The sequence below is a fragment of the Sphingomonas aestuarii genome, assembly GCF_054457155.1.
In genome coordinates this window covers 128704-144149 of sequence record NZ_JBTKVV010000004.1, presented here as the reverse complement: position 1 = coordinate 144149, position 15446 = coordinate 128704, and the positions used below count along the sequence as shown (strand labels likewise).

General features: G+C 63.1%; 17 protein-coding genes and 1 tRNA gene. 15 read left to right on the top strand and 3 right to left on the bottom strand.

Translation table 11 applies throughout. The annotated features are described in order from the left end of the window. The first annotated feature begins 39 nt into the window (after positions 1-39). The 8 genes from ACX0GZ_RS08965 (at position 40) to ACX0GZ_RS08930 (ending at position 7195) form a co-directional block, all read left to right on the top strand. Complete coding sequence (locus ACX0GZ_RS08965) at positions 40-2403, top strand: putative bifunctional diguanylate cyclase/phosphodiesterase (protein ID WP_458815550.1); 2364 nt, start codon at positions 40-42, stop codon at positions 2401-2403. A gap of 76 nt (positions 2404-2479) precedes the next feature. Then, a tRNA-Trp gene (locus tag ACX0GZ_RS08960) sits at positions 2480-2555 on the top strand. Positions 2556-2640: 85 nt separating this feature from the next. Further along, positions 2641-3762: an HD-GYP domain-containing protein gene (locus tag ACX0GZ_RS08955; RefSeq protein ID WP_458815548.1), complete on the top strand. Its 1122-nt coding sequence runs from the start codon at positions 2641-2643 to the stop codon at positions 3760-3762. A 122-nt stretch (positions 3763-3884) separates the two neighbouring features. Beyond that, positions 3885-4277 carry a DUF4168 domain-containing protein gene (locus ACX0GZ_RS08950; RefSeq protein ID WP_458815546.1) on the top strand — a complete coding sequence of 131 codons (393 nt, stop codon included), beginning with the start codon at positions 3885-3887 and terminating at the stop codon, positions 4275-4277. 276 nt (positions 4278-4553) lie between these two features. After that, positions 4554-4751: a preprotein translocase subunit SecE gene (gene secE / locus ACX0GZ_RS08945; protein WP_458815544.1), complete on the top strand. Its 198-nt coding sequence runs from the start codon at positions 4554-4556 to the stop codon at positions 4749-4751. A gap of 46 nt (positions 4752-4797) precedes the next feature. After that, positions 4798-5334, top strand: coding sequence for a transcription termination/antitermination protein NusG (gene nusG, locus ACX0GZ_RS08940; RefSeq protein ID WP_458815542.1), 537 nt, complete (start codon positions 4798-4800; stop codon positions 5332-5334). Between the two features lie 341 nt (positions 5335-5675). Beyond that, positions 5676-6518, top strand: a complete 843-nt coding sequence (locus ACX0GZ_RS08935) for a hypothetical protein (RefSeq protein WP_458815540.1) — start codon at positions 5676-5678, stop codon at positions 6516-6518. Continuing rightward, on the top strand, positions 6515-7195 hold the full coding sequence (locus ACX0GZ_RS08930) for a Shedu immune nuclease family protein (protein WP_458815538.1): 681 nt from the start codon (positions 6515-6517) through the stop codon (positions 7193-7195). The genes ACX0GZ_RS08935 and ACX0GZ_RS08930 overlap by 4 nt, the downstream gene beginning before the upstream one ends. Before the next feature lie 205 nt (positions 7196-7400). Here ACX0GZ_RS08930 and ACX0GZ_RS08925 read toward each other — a convergent pair whose 3' ends face one another. After that, positions 7401-7988, bottom strand: coding sequence for a hypothetical protein (locus tag ACX0GZ_RS08925; protein ID WP_458815536.1), 588 nt, complete (start codon positions 7986-7988; stop codon positions 7401-7403). 421 nt (positions 7989-8409) lie between these two features. After that, positions 8410-9387 carry a hypothetical protein gene (locus ACX0GZ_RS08920; protein WP_458815534.1) on the bottom strand — a complete coding sequence of 326 codons (978 nt, stop codon included), beginning with the start codon at positions 9385-9387 and terminating at the stop codon, positions 8410-8412. A 210-nt stretch (positions 9388-9597) separates the two neighbouring features. Here ACX0GZ_RS08920 and rplK point away from each other — a divergent pair, with 210 nt between their 5' ends. From rplK to ACX0GZ_RS08895, 5 genes are all read left to right on the top strand, one after another. Further along, the gene (rplK, locus tag ACX0GZ_RS08915) at positions 9598-10029 is read left to right on the top strand and encodes a 50S ribosomal protein L11 (RefSeq protein WP_458816181.1); all 432 of its coding nucleotides are present in this window, start codon (positions 9598-9600) and stop codon (positions 10027-10029) included. Between the two features lie 4 nt (positions 10030-10033). Next, the gene (gene rplA, locus ACX0GZ_RS08910) at positions 10034-10726 is read left to right on the top strand and encodes a 50S ribosomal protein L1 (RefSeq protein WP_458815532.1); all 693 of its coding nucleotides are present in this window, start codon (positions 10034-10036) and stop codon (positions 10724-10726) included. Positions 10727-10926: 200 nt separating this feature from the next. Then, on the top strand, positions 10927-12399 hold the full coding sequence (locus ACX0GZ_RS08905) for a L,D-transpeptidase family protein (protein ID WP_458815530.1): 1473 nt from the start codon (positions 10927-10929) through the stop codon (positions 12397-12399). A 17-nt stretch (positions 12400-12416) separates the two neighbouring features. Then, positions 12417-12734, top strand: a complete 318-nt coding sequence (locus ACX0GZ_RS08900; protein WP_458815528.1) for a hypothetical protein — start codon at positions 12417-12419, stop codon at positions 12732-12734. Positions 12735-12918: 184 nt separating this feature from the next. After that, positions 12919-13296: a VOC family protein gene (locus ACX0GZ_RS08895; protein WP_458815526.1), complete on the top strand. Its 378-nt coding sequence runs from the start codon at positions 12919-12921 to the stop codon at positions 13294-13296. 13 nt (positions 13297-13309) lie between these two features. Here the strand turns inward: ACX0GZ_RS08895 and ACX0GZ_RS08890 are convergent, their stop codons facing one another. After that, complete coding sequence (locus ACX0GZ_RS08890) at positions 13310-13876, bottom strand: L,D-transpeptidase family protein (RefSeq protein WP_458815524.1); 567 nt, start codon at positions 13874-13876, stop codon at positions 13310-13312. Positions 13877-14371: 495 nt separating this feature from the next. On the opposite strand from ACX0GZ_RS08890, the gene rplJ reads away from it, so the two are divergent. Together rplJ and rplL are read left to right on the top strand one after the other, a co-directional pair. Continuing rightward, positions 14372-14887 (top strand): 50S ribosomal protein L10, encoded by a 516-nt coding sequence (rplJ, locus tag ACX0GZ_RS08885; RefSeq protein ID WP_458815522.1) that lies wholly within the window; start codon positions 14372-14374, stop codon positions 14885-14887. Positions 14888-14946: 59 nt separating this feature from the next. Then, positions 14947-15327 carry a 50S ribosomal protein L7/L12 gene (rplL, locus tag ACX0GZ_RS08880; protein WP_458815520.1) on the top strand — a complete coding sequence of 127 codons (381 nt, stop codon included), beginning with the start codon at positions 14947-14949 and terminating at the stop codon, positions 15325-15327. Positions 15328-15446: the final 119 nt, after the last annotated feature.

Here is a 15446-nt window from a genome sequence, read left to right as displayed (position 1 = left end):
TCAACCGATCGGTAACCAGCCGCACGCTATCGTCACCGCGTGAGTACCGAACCCGCATCCCAGTTCGCGCATTACCGCGTCGATGCACGCGCCCTTCTTGGCCTGCACGATCCGCCGGACACCTCCGATTGGGGGCCGATTCGGGCGGCGCAATTGCGCGCCGGGCGTCAGTTCTCGCTGTTTCTGCTGGCGACCAATCTGATCGGTGCGTCGTTCGTCGTGATGACGTTCCGGTCTATCGCGCCACTCTGGCAATTGGTCGGCTGGGCCGTGCTGGTCGGCATCGTCGCCACCTCCATCGCGATTCGCCGCCTGCATCGCCGTCACCAGCATGCGATCACCGCCACCGTTGCCGAAGTGCGCGCCAGTGCGATCGACGGCGTCGCGATGGCCGTGGTCTGGTCGATCGCCTGTTTCGTGTTCGCCAGCCAGTCGAACGCCGAGGCCGGACTCGCCTTTTGGGTTACCGTTTCGATCCTGATGCTGGCTGCCGCGGTGTCGATGGCGGCGCTGCCGCTCGCGACGATCACCTTCCTGGTCCTGCTCGGCTCGGCGATCGCGGCGACGATCTTTGCAATGGGCATCGCCCCGCTGGCCGGCGCGACACTGATCTACACCGCGCTGCTGGTCAATGTCTGCTATGTCCGCGGCCGGTCGCTGGTAGTAATCCGCGCCGACCGGATCGCGCTCAGCGAACGCGACGAAACCGTGTCGATGCTGCTGCGCGAATTCGATGCGGAGGACGATGGCGACTGGTTGTGGGAAATCGATGCCCAGCGCCGCGTCGTGCGCGCATCGCCCCGCTTCGCCACCTCGATCGGGGTCGATCCGAAAGCGATCAACGGCATGGGCTTCCTCGAAATCCTCGCCGGCCCGACCTGGGCCGACGGCAATTTCTCGAACGGTTTGCGCGCGATCGCCGAACATCTGAAACGGCGGGAGGCGTTTCGCGACCTGTTGCTGCCCGTCTATGTCGACGGGCAGGAACGCTGGTGGGAAATGACCGCGTCCCCGCGCTATGCCGACGATGGCAAGTTTCTGGGCTTTCGCGGCGTCGGCTCCGACGTGACCGAAGCGCGCCAGTCCGCCGACAAGATCAGCCGGATGGCGCGGTTCGACGCGCTGACCGGACTGCCCAATCGTTTGCTGATCAACGAAACGCTGGCAAAGGCGATGGCCGATGCCGAACAATGGGGCGCACGCTGCGCCTTCATGATGATCGACCTCGACCGGTTCAAGGCGGTGAACGATACGCTCGGCCACCCGATCGGCGACCGGCTGTTGGGCCGCGTGTCCGAACGGCTGGCGCGGCTGATCACCGAAAACGAGATGATCGGGCGTCTGGGCGGTGACGAATTCGCGGTTGTCGTGCGCGACGCCGGCGATCAGCAACGGGTCATGCAACTGGCAAAGACCATCGTCGAAACGCTGTCGCGGCCGTACGAGATCGATCACCACACCCTCTATATCGGCGCCAGCATTGGCATCGCCTTCGGCCCGCGCGACGGGCGTACCGCGGAAATGCTGATCCGCTCCTCCGATCTCGCGCTTTACCGGTCGAAGGACGCAGGCGGCGGCCATGTCCATGTCTATGAACCGCAATTGCATGTCGAGGCGGAGGAACGCCGCGTCCTCGAAATCGCGCTGCGCAATGCGCTTGAGAACGACGAACTGCATCTGACCTATCAGCCGGTCGTCGATGCCGATACCGGCGGACTGACGGGGTTCGAAACGCTGTTGCGCTGGACGCATCCCGAACTGGGGCCGATCAGCCCGGCCAAATTCGTGCCGCTTGCGGAAGACGCGCGGCTGATCGCGCCGATCGGCGAATGGGTGCTGCGAAACGCGTGCGCAGAGGCCGCAACCTGGGACGACGATGTCCGCATCGCCGTCAACGTCAGCGCCGAACAATTGCACAGCGCCAGCTTCGTCAATCTGGTCACCCAGACATTGGCGCAAAGCGGACTGCACCCCAGCCGCCTCGAACTCGAAGTCACCGAAAGCGTGTTCCTGCGCGAAGGCACCAGCGCGGTCAGCGTGCTCGAAAAGCTGCTCGATCTGGGTGTGCGGTTGAGCCTCGACGATTTCGGCACCGGATATTCGTCGCTCGGCTATCTGTCGCGCACGCGCTTCTCCACGATCAAGATCGACCGGTCGTTCGTGCAAAGCGCGTCGAAAGGCGAAAAGGAAGCAATCGCGATCATCCGCGCCGTCGTGGCGCTGGCCCAGTCGCTGGGCATGGCGACCACGGCCGAGGGCGTGGAAACCGAACAGGAACATCTGATGATCCGCGAACTGGGCTGCACCAAGGTTCAGGGCTATTATTTCGGGCGCCCGCTGCCGGTCGCCGAAGCGCGTTCGCTGGCGATCACCCGCACGACGAACGGCTGGGCCGCGGCGTAACGCCGCGCCCGGCATTCGCCCGCGCACACCGCGCTTGCACCGCCGCGCGACAGGCGTTAGGGGCATTTCGCGGCGGACGAGTGTAGCTCAGTTGGTAGAGCATCGGTCTCCAAAACCGAGGGCCCACGGTTCGAGTCCGTGCACTCGTGCCAGCCGCCTCCATTCCCTTCATGAATTATAAGTCTTTTCGCCTGCATAACGTCGCCGGGTCGATTTTGCGCGTGGATGGGGCGATGCATGTCGAAGATGGGCGAGCCGGGGGGCTTGCGGGATTCTTTCGGGACGGGGTTTGAGGCGAAGGACTGGCGTGCCACTCAGCACCTGGTCGCTCAGCCCGAGGTTCCCGCGCGGCGTGCGGTCTCCGACGCCGCCAAATGGCTGATTCGCGCCAAGCCGGGCAATCACGCGCAGGAATGCGTGCGCGCCCGCGCCATCATGACCGAAGCGCGCGGGCTGGTGAAGGGTATCCACGAGGGCGTCGCCAGCGGCGAGCGCATCGATCCCCGCACGCTCGATCCGGTGGTCGAGGCGATCGCCGCCTCGATTCAGCGCGATCCGACCGCGATCCCCAGCGTCACCCGGCTGAAGCTGCGCCATGAATATACCTTCTATCATTCGGTAGCGGTCTGCGGGCTGATGGTCGGCCTCGCGCGCGTGCTGCGCCTCGACGAAGCCGACATGCATCAGATCGGGCTGGCCGGGCTGCTCCACGACATCGGCAAGGCGCGCATCCCGAATGCGCTGCTCAACAAGCCCGGCCCGCTCGACGACCGCGAATTCGCGCTGGTGCGCGAACATACCGTGCGCGGTCACGAAATCCTGTGCGATGCGGGCGGGATCTCCAACCTCGTGCTCGACGTGGTGCTCAACCATCACGAGCGCATCGACGGGCGCGGCTATCCGGCGAGGAAGCCCGGCACGGCGCTGTCGATCCACGCGCGGATGGGCACCGTCTGCGACGTCTATGACGCCGTCACCTCCGCGCGCAGCTACAAGGCCGCCTGGTCGCCGGGCGAGGCGCTCGAATGGATGCGGGGGACCGAGGGGCATTTCGATCGCGCGGTGATGGCCGCCTTTGCCAAGACCGTCGGCGCGTTCCCGTGCGGATCGCTCGTCCGGCTGTCGGGCGACCGGCTGGGCGTCGTGCTCGATGTCGGCCAGGGCGATCCGCTCGACCCACCGGTGATGGTGTTCATGGACGCCAATTCGAAGCGTGCGCTGCCGCCGGTCCTGATCGAACGTGCCGGGGCGTCGATCGTCGCGGTCGAATTCGCCGAACGGCTGGGCATTCCCGACTGGCCGGCGACCCGTATGCGGATTCTGCGCGAACGCAACGCCGCCCTGCGCCCCGCCGCGTAAAAACCCAACAAACCGGACCAGTCGTCGTGCGAAAGCCACGGCGCGTCACCCTTTTCGTTGCGTGCAGGGATCGAATCCCAATGTTCCGCGCTCCCAACAGGGCAATATTTGGAGAATATCTCATGCGAGCAGCAACGCTCTCGATTTTCGCAACTGCCGCGGCGCTCGTCGCAACCCCCGCCATCGCTCAGGAAGCCATGACCCCGGCCCCTGATCAGGAAGCACCGATGGCCGGCGACACCACCACGACCCAGGCGACCGTCAGCGACGCCGAAGTCGATCAGTTCGCAACCGCCGTCGTCGCGGTCGATGCGATCAACAAGGACGCGTCCATCGCCGCCGATGCGAAGCAGACCCAGATGGCGTCCGCCGTCACCGCATCGGGCCTGACGCCCGAGCGCTTCAATTCGATCGCGACCCAGATGGGCTCCGACACCGCGCTTCAGGCAAAGGTCGGTGCCGCGATCCAGGCAAAGGCACCGGCCCCCGCCACCACACCCGCCCCGGCTCAATAAGCCACGGCGCACCCGGTTACCGCGACGGGCGGCTTTGTCCCCCTTTCCCGCCCGTCGCGGCACCACCGGCTGACGATCAAGGGCGGCGCGCCCGGTCCTCCTCCCCCTCCCTCGGACCGGCGCGCCGCCTTTTTGCTTGTCACTCCCCCCTCGCATCGCTAGATACCGGCCCCAATCCGACATCGTGGATGGGCCGCACCGACTTCTTCCAGCGAAGAAACGGGCAGCGGCCTCATGCCCGGCGTGGGACACGCAATTTCGCGAAGGACAGCTGCGGTGGCAAAGACCTCTCCCGTCGAATTCATCAACCAGGTAAAGGCTGAGACGTCGAAGGTCGTCTGGCCGACGCGCAAGGAAACGGTGATGACCGCGGTGATGGTGGTCATCATGGCCAGCCTGCTCGGCATCTTCTTCCTCGGCATCGATTCGATCTTCGACGCGATCGTCCAGTATCTGCTGAGCCTGGCGAACTAAGCCCGCTCGCGATCCCAAGCACATAAACAGACGGACAAGGCATCACATGGCGCGCTGGTACATCATTCACGCCTATTCGGGCTTCGAGAACAAGGTGCGGGAACAGATCCTCGCCGACGCGACCCGCCTGGGCCTCGATGCCCTGGTCGAAAGCGTGGAAGTGCCCACCGAAACCATCACCGAAGTCCGCCGCGGCAAGAAGGTTCAGTCGGAACGCAAATTCTTCCCCGGCTATGTGCTGGCAAAGCTTGAGATGAACGACGACGTCTATCACCTCGTCAAAAATACGCCCAAGGTCACCGGCTTCCTCGGCTCCTCAGGCAAGCCCCAGCCGATCACCGAAGCCGAAGCCGCGCGCATCCTGAACACCAAGGAAGAAGCCGCCGCCGCGCCCAAGCAGCAGATCAAGGTCGATTACGAAATCGGCGATTCGGTCAAGGTGCTGGACGGCCCGTTCGCGTCGTTCAACGGCGTGGTCGAGGAGCTGGACTTCGACAAGTCGAAGGTGAAGGTGTCGGTGTCGATCTTCGGGCGCGCTACGCCTGTGGAATTGGATTTCGAGCAAGTCGAACGATCGAAGTAAGGCGCAGCCTTAGCTTCGGCGCGGGCGCAGCCCCGCGCTAAATCGTGAGACCGGACGGCGGGCGGTGCGAGGCACCGACCCGGCCGACGACGCGGGATTTACTCCCGCGTACGACTTCTGGTTTGCGCCCTAATTGATCTTCGGTTTTACAATATCACGGTCCAAGAACCGGTCGCGCACTCGTTCGGATTGTATCGGACGGGATCGGTCATCTCGGTAAACCCACCACCCGCAGCATCGACGGATTAATAGATTTCGTCGCTGGCACCATATGTTGCCAATTGAATGCTTGGCAGGTCTAATGAAGGATCAACCCGCGTAACGCTGCTAGGTGGACTGCCTTGGACAATCTCTCTTCATTGCCAACACCTCTTCCCAAAACGGGAACTCATGACCTAATCGTAGATTACGATCCCGATAGCGAGATTGCGGAAGTCTTGTTGCGCGTTGCCCCGCATATCGAGGAGTTTGTCGCAAAGGCGTGGCATGATGGCGATCCGCCCAAACCTCGGACCTTGCTGCGCCTCGACTTCAAGGCCCGCAAAGCGCACATCTTTCCATTAGTTGCCTATAGAAACCAGAATCTTTATCAGCCAAAATACGATCAGGTTCGTGAGATCGTTTTCGATCTTAGTTTCACTGCACAGCCCCCGGAAACAGGCGAAGACGCACAGCGGATCATCAATGATACGATGCCCTTGGGCTTTATGATGCAAGCCGAATATGGCCTTGGCTTCGTAATGCTGATGCGGCCCGTGTTGTACAGCATCGAAGAAATTGCGGGCTTAACACGCATAGTGATCAGCAATTACGAGACCACACGCGTCGAGGGCGAAACCTACTATTTTAGCGCTGCTGATTATCGGACCCTCGCTGACGGCATGCATCGCATATCTCGCCGGTATCAAGTAGAAAGCCGCAAGGATCGCGACATGTTCGCTTTCAATGCGGTGTTGAGCCGGGCGCTTCCCGACGAATACCCCGAGCGGTCGCGCCCCTATCAGGCTGGGACCATTTTCAAGCTGTTGGGTGGCAGCAACGTCGAGACGACGAAGCTGATTGGTAAGGATCGCCGCAGTATGCTTTCTGTGGTCGCCAATAACGCCAAAGCTATTGCAAAAAAGATCTCAAAGAGTTTGTACAACTCCAGAAGGACATCGAAATCGTTAGCCTTGATGAGATGATTGAGGCTTTCTCGAAATTGCTTCGCCGCAAAACGGTTGAAGCAGACTGGCAAGAACTATTGGAACTTAATCCATTCATCCTTGCGATGCTGTTCGGCCAGCCCATAGTAGTTTTGCAACCTAGCGCATCGGTTGGCGGAATGACGCTGGCAGGATCAGGCAATAAGATCGCCGATTTCCTGTCGCAGAATGCATTGACCTACAACGCCGCCCTAGTTGAGATTAAGCGCCCTTCAACGGCGCTGATGCAGGGCGAATACCGAAAAAACGTGTTCGCACCCTCACCGGAGCTCATGGGTGCTGTAGTGCAGGTATTAGATCAACGATCAAAACTCGTGACCAGCTTACCGCTGCTAAAGCATTTTGGCGATGCAGGCGCTCTGCAGGCTTATAGCGTAGATTGTGTGATTATTGCTGGTCGAATTCCACCCGCCGAGAGAGTCGCCTCGTTCGAACTTATGCGCAGCCAATTAAAGGATGTGCGGATCATCACCTTCGACGAGTTGCTGGAGCGGCTCCATATGCTCCGCGAAATGCTAGCTGGCGATCGATATATCTCGCCCGTCGACGAAGAAGATTTCGATATATATGATATGGACGACGAGTTTGGGGAGTTTCACCAGGCCAGCAGGTCATGCCTTGGACAGGATGACGAGCCTGCCGACGAACCGTTTTAAGTGGAGAGCCTTAGCTCAAGTAATAATCGACTACCCAAGTTGCTATATCGAATATTTCTAACCTGATCTTACTGCTTACGCGTCAGCATCACCCCTTTTATTCAATTTGATCACTCTACTGCGCGCTGAACCGATCGGAATATTCGATCTGGTGACTAGCCGACCCAATAGCAGCCAATCCGCGACCATCCCAAAATGCCCCCCCTCAAGGCACCGAAACCGCCCCCTCCCGCACCTCCGGGAACCCCCGCATCACCGCCCCGGCCAGCTTCGCTGCCACTGCCCCCGGCGCATCGCCCGGCGTGCCGTCCGCCTGCGCCGTCAGCGCGCTGCCGCGCCACACCACCCGGCCCTCGGCGCGCGACACCAGTTCGATCGTCAACTCGGTAATCACCAGTGCACGAAGCTGCGACTTGGAAGAGGGCAAGGTCACCCGCAACCCTGCGCCCCAATTGCCGACCTGGGTCGCTGCACCCGCTTCCTGTCCATCGGCCGCTACCTCGCCCTGCGCGCGCCGCGACACCGCGATCCGCGCAATATAGCGCGCCTGCCCCGCCGCCCCCGGCAACGCGATGAAATTCGCATCGATCAGCGCCCGTTCGACCGCTTCGGCAAACACCGTGCGGACCTCGGCGGGTCCGGCCTCCTCGGCCATTGGCTCGACCGTCACCGTCCCCGGCGTCGGCACCGCATCGGATTGAACCGGCACCGGTGCCGTGGCAGGCGGCGGCGCGGCCACGGCCACGGCCTGAGCGGGCATCAGCGCAGCGGTCAGCATCATCAACGCAATCATGGCAATCAACCTCCCACCGCCCCGCCATTCGTGCGCGACGTGTCGGCGGCGATGCTCGGGCGTTTGCGGAACGGAGGCAAGCAATGATCGCTTGGCGACCACCCCTCCCCGTTCGTGTCGAGCGAAGTCGAGACACATTTTCGGGCGAAGCCGAGAACATGCCCCGCCTCGACTTCGCTCGGCAAAGCCCCTCGACTTCGGCATTCAGCCGAAGTTTATCCCAAGCGCCAGCCTTGGCAGGCAGTCGAGGGGCGCGGGGCGAACGGAATGGGACAACCGCTGGCAATCGGCACGGCAAGGTTGGTCGACATTGAATTCAGATCGAGGCGAGAGGGGTGATGTCCGAGCACCGGAGCACAGCGTGCTTCCGGCACGTGAGCACCGGAGCACAGGAAATCGCGCTTCGCAGCCCGGTATGGGTTCAATGACGGCCAGCCTTGGGTAATTTCCGCCAGCCGCCGAACAACGCCCGCCCCGGATCATGCGGCACCTTGTCCGGATCGGCCTTGCTCCACCCCGTCACCTGATCCAGCGCAGGCAGCTTGGGCTTGCGCGCCATCCGCCGCTCCACCTGATCCAACGCCTTGCTCAGCGCGCGATTGGTGTCCTGAATCTGCAACCGCTCGGCGATCCGCGCCTTGCCCGCCACATAATCGCGCCCGCGCCGTTCGGACCACTCGTCCGACGTCTCACCCTTGCGCCGCTTCATATAGGGCGCCTCCGCCCACAATTTCGCGGTCTTGTGGTGCAGGTACAGCAATTGCAGCGCCTGGTTCGCCGTCATCATCGGCACCGGCGGCGGGTCGTTGTGCCGCCATGCGTCGTCGGTCGCCGCATCGGGCTCGAACCCCGCGATCAGTGCCATTTCCAGCGCCTCATACCCCTGCTCCAGCGCGAGTTGCCATTCACGCGCAAAGCCCGGATGCCGACGTTTGCGGCGGTAAAATGCCGCCTCCGCCGCGCCCGCCGCGGCTGCCGACAGCCGCACGTTGCACGTCGCCGACAGCGCCGCCAGAAACGCCTGTTCGCATTCGCGCGTCAGCTTGCCCGGTTGCGCGCGCCGCAGTTGCAGCGTCCCGTCGCGCCGCTGCACCACCACTGCTTCGCCGCCCTGCGTCCGGTGGTCGCCCGGCGCCGCCTTCGCCCGCGCGCTGACCGCGCCCTTGCGCCTGCCGCTCGGCCGCTTCGCCCCGCCCGCCTTCGCCAGCCGCGCCTGCGCCACCACCAGCGCCGCGTCCCATTCGGCGGCAAACACCGGATGCGCGCGCCGCCGGTGCTGGATCGTCCCATAGTGCACGCCGATCTCGCGCGCTGCCTCGCGCACATTGCCCGATTGGGCCAGCGCCTTTACGAACGCCTGGTTCTGCAATCGCTGCGCGCGGTTCAGCGGACGGGCCATGTTCCCGTCTTGTTCGGCGAAATCCTACATTGCAATCCCTCGCGGCAATTGCGCTTGGGTGGGCGATGCGTTATGGGCGCGCGCTTCCAGCGGAATCATCGGTGGGAACCTTGCGGGAGGATGTCGGGCGACCGGCGTCTGCATGAACCGCTAAACTTGCACCGGGCCGTCGTCTTTCAGGCGAGCGGGTCCAGTAACAGAGTGAGAAACATGGCAAAAAAGATTACCGGCTATATCAAGCTGCAGGTGCCCGCGGGCGCTGCAAATCCGTCGCCCCCGATCGGCCCGGCCCTGGGCCAGCGCGGCGTCAACATCATGGAATTCTGTAAGGCGTTCAACGCGTCGACCGGCGATCTTGAAAAGGGTTCGCCGATCCCGACCGTCATCACCGTCTATGCCGACCGTTCCTTCTCGTTCGAAACGAAGACGCCGCCGGCTTCCTTCCTCATCAAAAAGGCCGCGAACCTGAAGTCGGGCTCGAAGGAGCCGGGCAAGGTGTCGGCCGGCAAGATCAAGCGCTCGGCGCTGTCGGCGATCGCCGAGACCAAGATGAAGGATCTGAACGCCAACGATATCGAAGCGGCAACCCGCATCATCGAAGGCTCCGCCCGCGCAATGGGCCTCGAAGTGGTGGAGGGCTGAGATCATGGCCAAAATTAGCAAGAAGCAGAAGAACTGGTCGATCGACGGCGAAAAGCTGCACGGCATCGACGAAGCCATCAAACTGGTGAAGGACAACGCGACGTCCAAATTCGACGAAACCGTTGAAATCGCCCTGAACCTGGGCGTCGATCCCCGCCACGCCGACCAGATGGTCCGCGGCGTCGTCACCCTCCCCAAAGGCACCGGCAAAACCGTGCGTGTCGGCGTGTTCGCCAAGGGCGCGAAGGCCGACGAAGCACGCGAAGCGGGTGCCGACGTGGTCGGCGCCGAAGACCTGATGGAAACCATTCAGGGCGGCAAGATCGACTTCGATCGCTGCATCGCGACCCCGGACATGATGGGCGTCGTCGGTCGTCTGGGTAAGGTACTGGGTCCCAAGGGCCTGATGCCGAACCCCAAGCTCGGCACTGTGACCATGAATGTCGCCGAAGCGGTCAAGGCAGCCAAGGGTGGCCAGGTCGAATACCGCGTCGAAAAGGCCGGCATCATCCATTCGGGCATCGGCAAGGCGTCGTTCCCGGCGGAAGACCTGCGCGCCAATTTCGATGCGCTGGTCGATGCGGTGGTCAAGGCCAAGCCCGCCGGCGCCAAGGGCAAATATGTCCGCAAGATCGCGCTCTCCAGCTCGATGGGTCCCGGCGTCAAGGTCGATACTGCGGACGTCGCGGTCGCCTGAACCTGACGCCATTCGGCCACAACCATCAAAGGGTCGGGAGCCAGTCTCCCGGCCCTTTTTGTGCGTTCAGCCTGGGTTCGGAGGAGAAATCCGAGAACTACGGCGTAGGACGCTTTGTGCTGACGGCGGCAAACCGCTATGGGAGGGCGGACAAGGCGTCGTCCGGCGTAACGGGGCGATGTGGCAAGGGAACGAGTTTGATGATCGGTACGAAGGCGCTGTGGTTGGTTTCGGTGGCGGGTCTGGCTGGCCCGGCGTTCGCGCAGCAGGCCGCACCACAGATACAGCCGCCGCGCGCACCGGCAACCGCCGCGAATCCGCAAATGGTACAAGCCGTGCCAGCCCCCGTGCAGATTCCACCGCTGTCGGACGCGCAGGCGACCGAACTGCGCGAATTGCTGGCGAACAATGCCCGCATCGAGGGATTGCGCTCGGCCAACGATACCCGCCTGCAACCCGTCTCCACCGCGCAGGACGCGCTGGTCGCCGCTGCGCTCGACCATGCCCGCGCGGTTCATGCCGGGCGGCTGGCGGAAGAGGATTTTCAGGAAGACTGGGCGCTGCGTCCGAAAGATTTCGACCCGCGGCCCGGCTTCGCGAAGGCCGTTGCCGAGAATCGGATCGGTCAGTGGTTTGCCAGCCTGCCGCCGCCTTGGGCGGGCTATGACGGACTGAAAACCGGGCTTCAGCGCTATCGCCAGATCGTCGCCGATGGCGGCTGGAGCAGCGTGCCCGCCGGGCCGGACCTGTCGGTTGGCAGCAGCGGGGCGCGCGTTGCCGCGCTTCGCAAACGGTTGGCGGTCGAGGACAAGACGGTGTCCGCGACCGGCGATCGGTTCGACGCCGCGCTCAAGGAAGCGGTGGTCCGCGCGCAACGCCGCTACGGCCTGAACCCCAGCGGCCTCGTCTCCACGCAAACGCTCGCCGCGCTGAACGTGCCCGCGCAGGACCGCGTGCGCCAGATCATGGCGAACATGGAACGCTGGCGCTGGATGCCGCATGAACTGCCCGCCAACCGGATTCAGGTGAACATCGCCGCCGCGGTCGTCACGGTATTCGAAGGCGACAAGCCGGTCATGTCGATGCGCGGCGTGACGGGCAAGGTCGGGACGGAAACGCCGATGCTGTCTTCGACCATTCATTCGATCGTGCTCAATCCGCCTTGGAATGTGCCCGCGCGCATAGCCCGCGAAGAACTGTTTCCCAAAGGCATGGCCTATCTGAAGGCCAATGATTTCCGCGTCATCGGCGAAGGCCCGAACCGTCGCCTGCAACAGATTGCAGGACCAAAGGCTGCATTAGGTCGGTTCAAATTCGATTTCGACAATGAATTTGCGGTCTATTTGCACGATACACCCGCAAAGGCCGGGTTCGGCCGGTTCGACCGGCTGGAAAGCCACGGCTGCATCCGTCTGGAAAAGCCGCACGAACTGGCCAATTACCTGCTCCGCACCTCATCCGAATGGAGCGAGGCGAAGGTTCAGGAAACGCTTGACAGCGGCAAGACCGTGCGCGCGCAACTGACCACGCCTGCGGAGGTATATCTGCTGTATTGGACCGCCTTCGCCAGCGCCAATGGCGACGTCAATTTCCGTGCCGACCCTTACGGCTGGGACGCAAAACTCGCCGACAAGATCGAGGCGCGCCAGACCCGCCAGATCGCCGCCCGCTGAGATCAGGAGATAGCCCAGTGAACACCCGCGCGCTCGCCGCCCTCGCCGTCCCCGCCCTGCTGCTCGCGGCCTGTTCGGGCGACAGCGATGTGGCGCCGGTCGAAGAGAATGTGACCGATTTCGAGGTGGAGGAGCCGATCCTCAACCGCCCCGATCCGATCGACGAACCGGCCCCACCGCCCATTGAAACGCCGGCGCCCGCGCCGACCCCGACGCCCGAGCCTCTACCCGACGAAGCGCAGATCCAGTTCGACGCAGAAGCGACCGGCATGACCGCGCGCGTCGATCGCAACGGGCAGCCTGAGGGAAGCCCCGAGGAACCGGTTCGGGATTAGGGTCCGGACCCCAGACGTTCGTCATTGCGACCGGGGCCGACCTTATTTCGGATCCAGATTTTCGGTCAGCCATCGACAAGGCGACTCGGCGCGGGACCATTTACGCTCTCACCGCCACTCATGGTCCACCGTGTAATGGACCGGATTCCCGGAACCCCGCGACAATTCGGCGGGTTTTGACGGCATGATCCACCATGTCTCCCTCGGTACCGCCGATATTGCGCGAGCGCGCGCCTTCTACGATCCGGTCATGCGCGAACTGGGCTTGCGCCGCACCTTCGACGTCGAAGAGGCGGTGGGCTACGGCGCGGGGATCACGGTATTCAGCCTCAATCGCCCATCCGATGGCGCGCCTGCGACGCCGGGCAATGGCGTGCACATCGCGTTCGAAGTGGAAAAGCGCGCGGCGGTCGATGCCTTTCACCGGGTCGCACTCGCCAATGGCGGCAGCAGCGACGGCGAACCCGGACTACGGCCCGAATATGACGCCAATTATTATGCCGCTTTCATCCGTGATCCCGATGGCAACAAGATCGAGGCGCTGACCTTCGTCGCTGCCTGACGGGATCGCCGCATCAGGCGCGGCGATAGATGTGCGGCATCCAGTTGCGAGTAACCGTGACCTTGGTCCCCAGCCCCGCCAGCGGATAGAGCTTCTCCGCGAAATCGACCGGCACGCCGACGCATCCGCGCGTCACTGCCCCCGGATCGACGTTGCTGCCGTGAATTGCGATGCCCGTCCAGGTAAGGCGCATCATGTACGGCATCGGCGCGCCGATATAGATGTTCGACGTGTGATCGACCTTCTTTTGCAGGATCGGAAAGGTGCCGGTCGGCGTCGGCTTGCGATCGGTGCCCAGGTTGACCGCCGCGCGCCCGATTTCCACCCCGCCGCGATAGACATAGATGCGCGCGACCTCCAGATCGACGACGATCCACAGCGGTCCCGTGGTGGCGCCTTCGGTGTCCCAGGCGAACTCACCCGGCTCCAGCGGCGACGGCAATTCCATCACGACGCGGACGTTGTTCGCATTGGCGGCAGCACTGTTGGCCGACACCTGGGGCGCGAAGCTGAGCAGAAACAGCGCAGCCGCGAGTTTCCATCCGCTTTCAAATAGCCCTTTCGCGTTAACCAACTGCATCGCCTGCGCCTCCTGTTCTGACACGCTTCATAACGCATCTTGGCTCGATTCGGGCAGGGGCTGATTTCGACTGTCCGTGATTGGAACAGATTGGAATGGCGTAAAGGGTTATTTGGTTAATGACGCCACCTCCCAGTCACCGGGCTCGTTCCGGGTGACGGGTGAGTCGGGAGAGGCCATCCCAAGTCCACCACCCTTGACTCCCCCGCCCATGTCGTTATTGCGCGCGGCTTGTCGTGTTCGGGTTCGCCCGTTCGCGATGCCGTCCGAGACAGCGAGTGGCTGGATTTTGCCAGCCTTGATCTCTCGCCTAGACGGGGAATGCGTTTTTTCCGATGCTGGGTAATCCCTGAGCGTTCGGGTCATGTGCCATATCCTGGCCGCGACGACCATGCCCCCTTGGACAACTACCGATCGACCGGGCCCTGGCGCCTGGCCGTTCGGCGTTACCCGGACCGGCTCATGGGGAGCCGGTTCACTCGTAAGGAGACCGGCATGGATCGTTCCCAGAAGACCGACGCCGTCGCCGAGCTGAACCGCACCTTCAACGAGGTCGGCGTGGTGGTGGTCACCCGCAACCTCGGGATGACCGTCAAGCAATCGACGGACCTCCGCAACAAGATGCGCGACGCCGGTGCGAGCTATAAGGTCGCAAAGAACCGCCTTGCCATCATCGCGCTCGAAGGAACCGATTACGGGTCGCTCGCCGACCTGTTGACGGGTCCCACGGCGCTTGCCTCATCGACCGATCCGGTCGCTGCCGCCAAGGCAGTGGTGGATTTCGCCAAGACGACCGACAAGATCGAGATCGTCGGCGGCGCGATGGGCAAGACCGTCCTCGACGCGAATGGCGTGAAGGCGCTGGCTTCGCTTCCGTCGCTTGACGAACTGCGCGGCAAGCTCGTGGGGCTCATCGCAGCACCCGCGACCAAGCTCGCAACGGTTACGCAGGCACCGGCGGCACAGCTGGCACGCGTGTTCGGCGCCTACGGCGCCAAGGAAGCCGCATAAGCGGCCTCGCGGACCTACCAGTATATTTATCAACTGATTGATTTGATTGGAGTTACATCATGGCAGACCTGAACGCGCTGGTTGACCAGCTTTCCGAACTGACCGTCCTCGAAGCAGCCGAACTGTCGAAGCTGCTCGAAGAAAAGTGGGGCGTCTCGGCGGCTGCCGCCGTTGCAGTCGCAGGCCCCGCAGGCGGTGGCGCCGGTGGCGCACCGGCTGAAGAAGCCAAGGACGAATTCGACGTCATCCTGACCGGCGACGGCGGCAAGAAGATCAACGTCATCAAGGAAGTCCGCGCCATCACCGGCCTGGGCCTGACCGAAGCAAAGGCGCTGGTCGAAGGCGCGCCGAAGCCCGTCAAGGAAGGCGTGAACAAGGAAGAAGCCGAGAAGCTGAAGAAACAGCTCGAAGAAGCCGGCGCGACCGTCGAGCTGAAGTAAGCCGCAACATCGTGCGGATCGGTTCGATCCGCACGGTGCGAGGCCGACCGGCAGCGAACTGCCGACCCCCGCCTTCGTGGGGGTCGGACTTTTACGGGATTGATCCCCGTCAAGGCCCC

Coding starts and splice junctions, on each gene's coding strand:
- ACX0GZ_RS08955 (WP_458815548.1), top strand. CDS start 2,641: ATGTCGAAGATGGGCGAGCCGGGGGGCTTGCGGGATTCTTTCGGGACG.
- ACX0GZ_RS08950 (WP_458815546.1), top strand. CDS start 3,885: ATGCGAGCAGCAACGCTCTCGATTTTCGCAACTGCCGCGGCGCTCGTC.
- nusG (WP_458815542.1), top strand. CDS start 4,798: ATGGCGCGCTGGTACATCATTCACGCCTATTCGGGCTTCGAGAACAAG.
- ACX0GZ_RS08930 (WP_458815538.1), top strand. CDS start 6,515: ATGATTGAGGCTTTCTCGAAATTGCTTCGCCGCAAAACGGTTGAAGCA.
- ACX0GZ_RS08925 (WP_458815536.1), bottom strand. CDS start 7,988: ATGATTGCGTTGATGATGCTGACCGCTGCGCTGATGCCCGCTCAGGCC.
- ACX0GZ_RS08920 (WP_458815534.1), bottom strand. CDS start 9,387: ATGGCCCGTCCGCTGAACCGCGCGCAGCGATTGCAGAACCAGGCGTTC.
- rplK (WP_458816181.1), top strand. CDS start 9,598: ATGGCAAAAAAGATTACCGGCTATATCAAGCTGCAGGTGCCCGCGGGC.
- rplA (WP_458815532.1), top strand. CDS start 10,034: ATGGCCAAAATTAGCAAGAAGCAGAAGAACTGGTCGATCGACGGCGAA.
- ACX0GZ_RS08905 (WP_458815530.1), top strand. CDS start 10,927: ATGATCGGTACGAAGGCGCTGTGGTTGGTTTCGGTGGCGGGTCTGGCT.
- ACX0GZ_RS08895 (WP_458815526.1), top strand. CDS start 12,919: ATGATCCACCATGTCTCCCTCGGTACCGCCGATATTGCGCGAGCGCGC.
- ACX0GZ_RS08890 (WP_458815524.1), bottom strand. CDS start 13,876: ATGCAGTTGGTTAACGCGAAAGGGCTATTTGAAAGCGGATGGAAACTC.
- rplJ (WP_458815522.1), top strand. CDS start 14,372: ATGGATCGTTCCCAGAAGACCGACGCCGTCGCCGAGCTGAACCGCACC.
- rplL (WP_458815520.1), top strand. CDS start 14,947: ATGGCAGACCTGAACGCGCTGGTTGACCAGCTTTCCGAACTGACCGTC.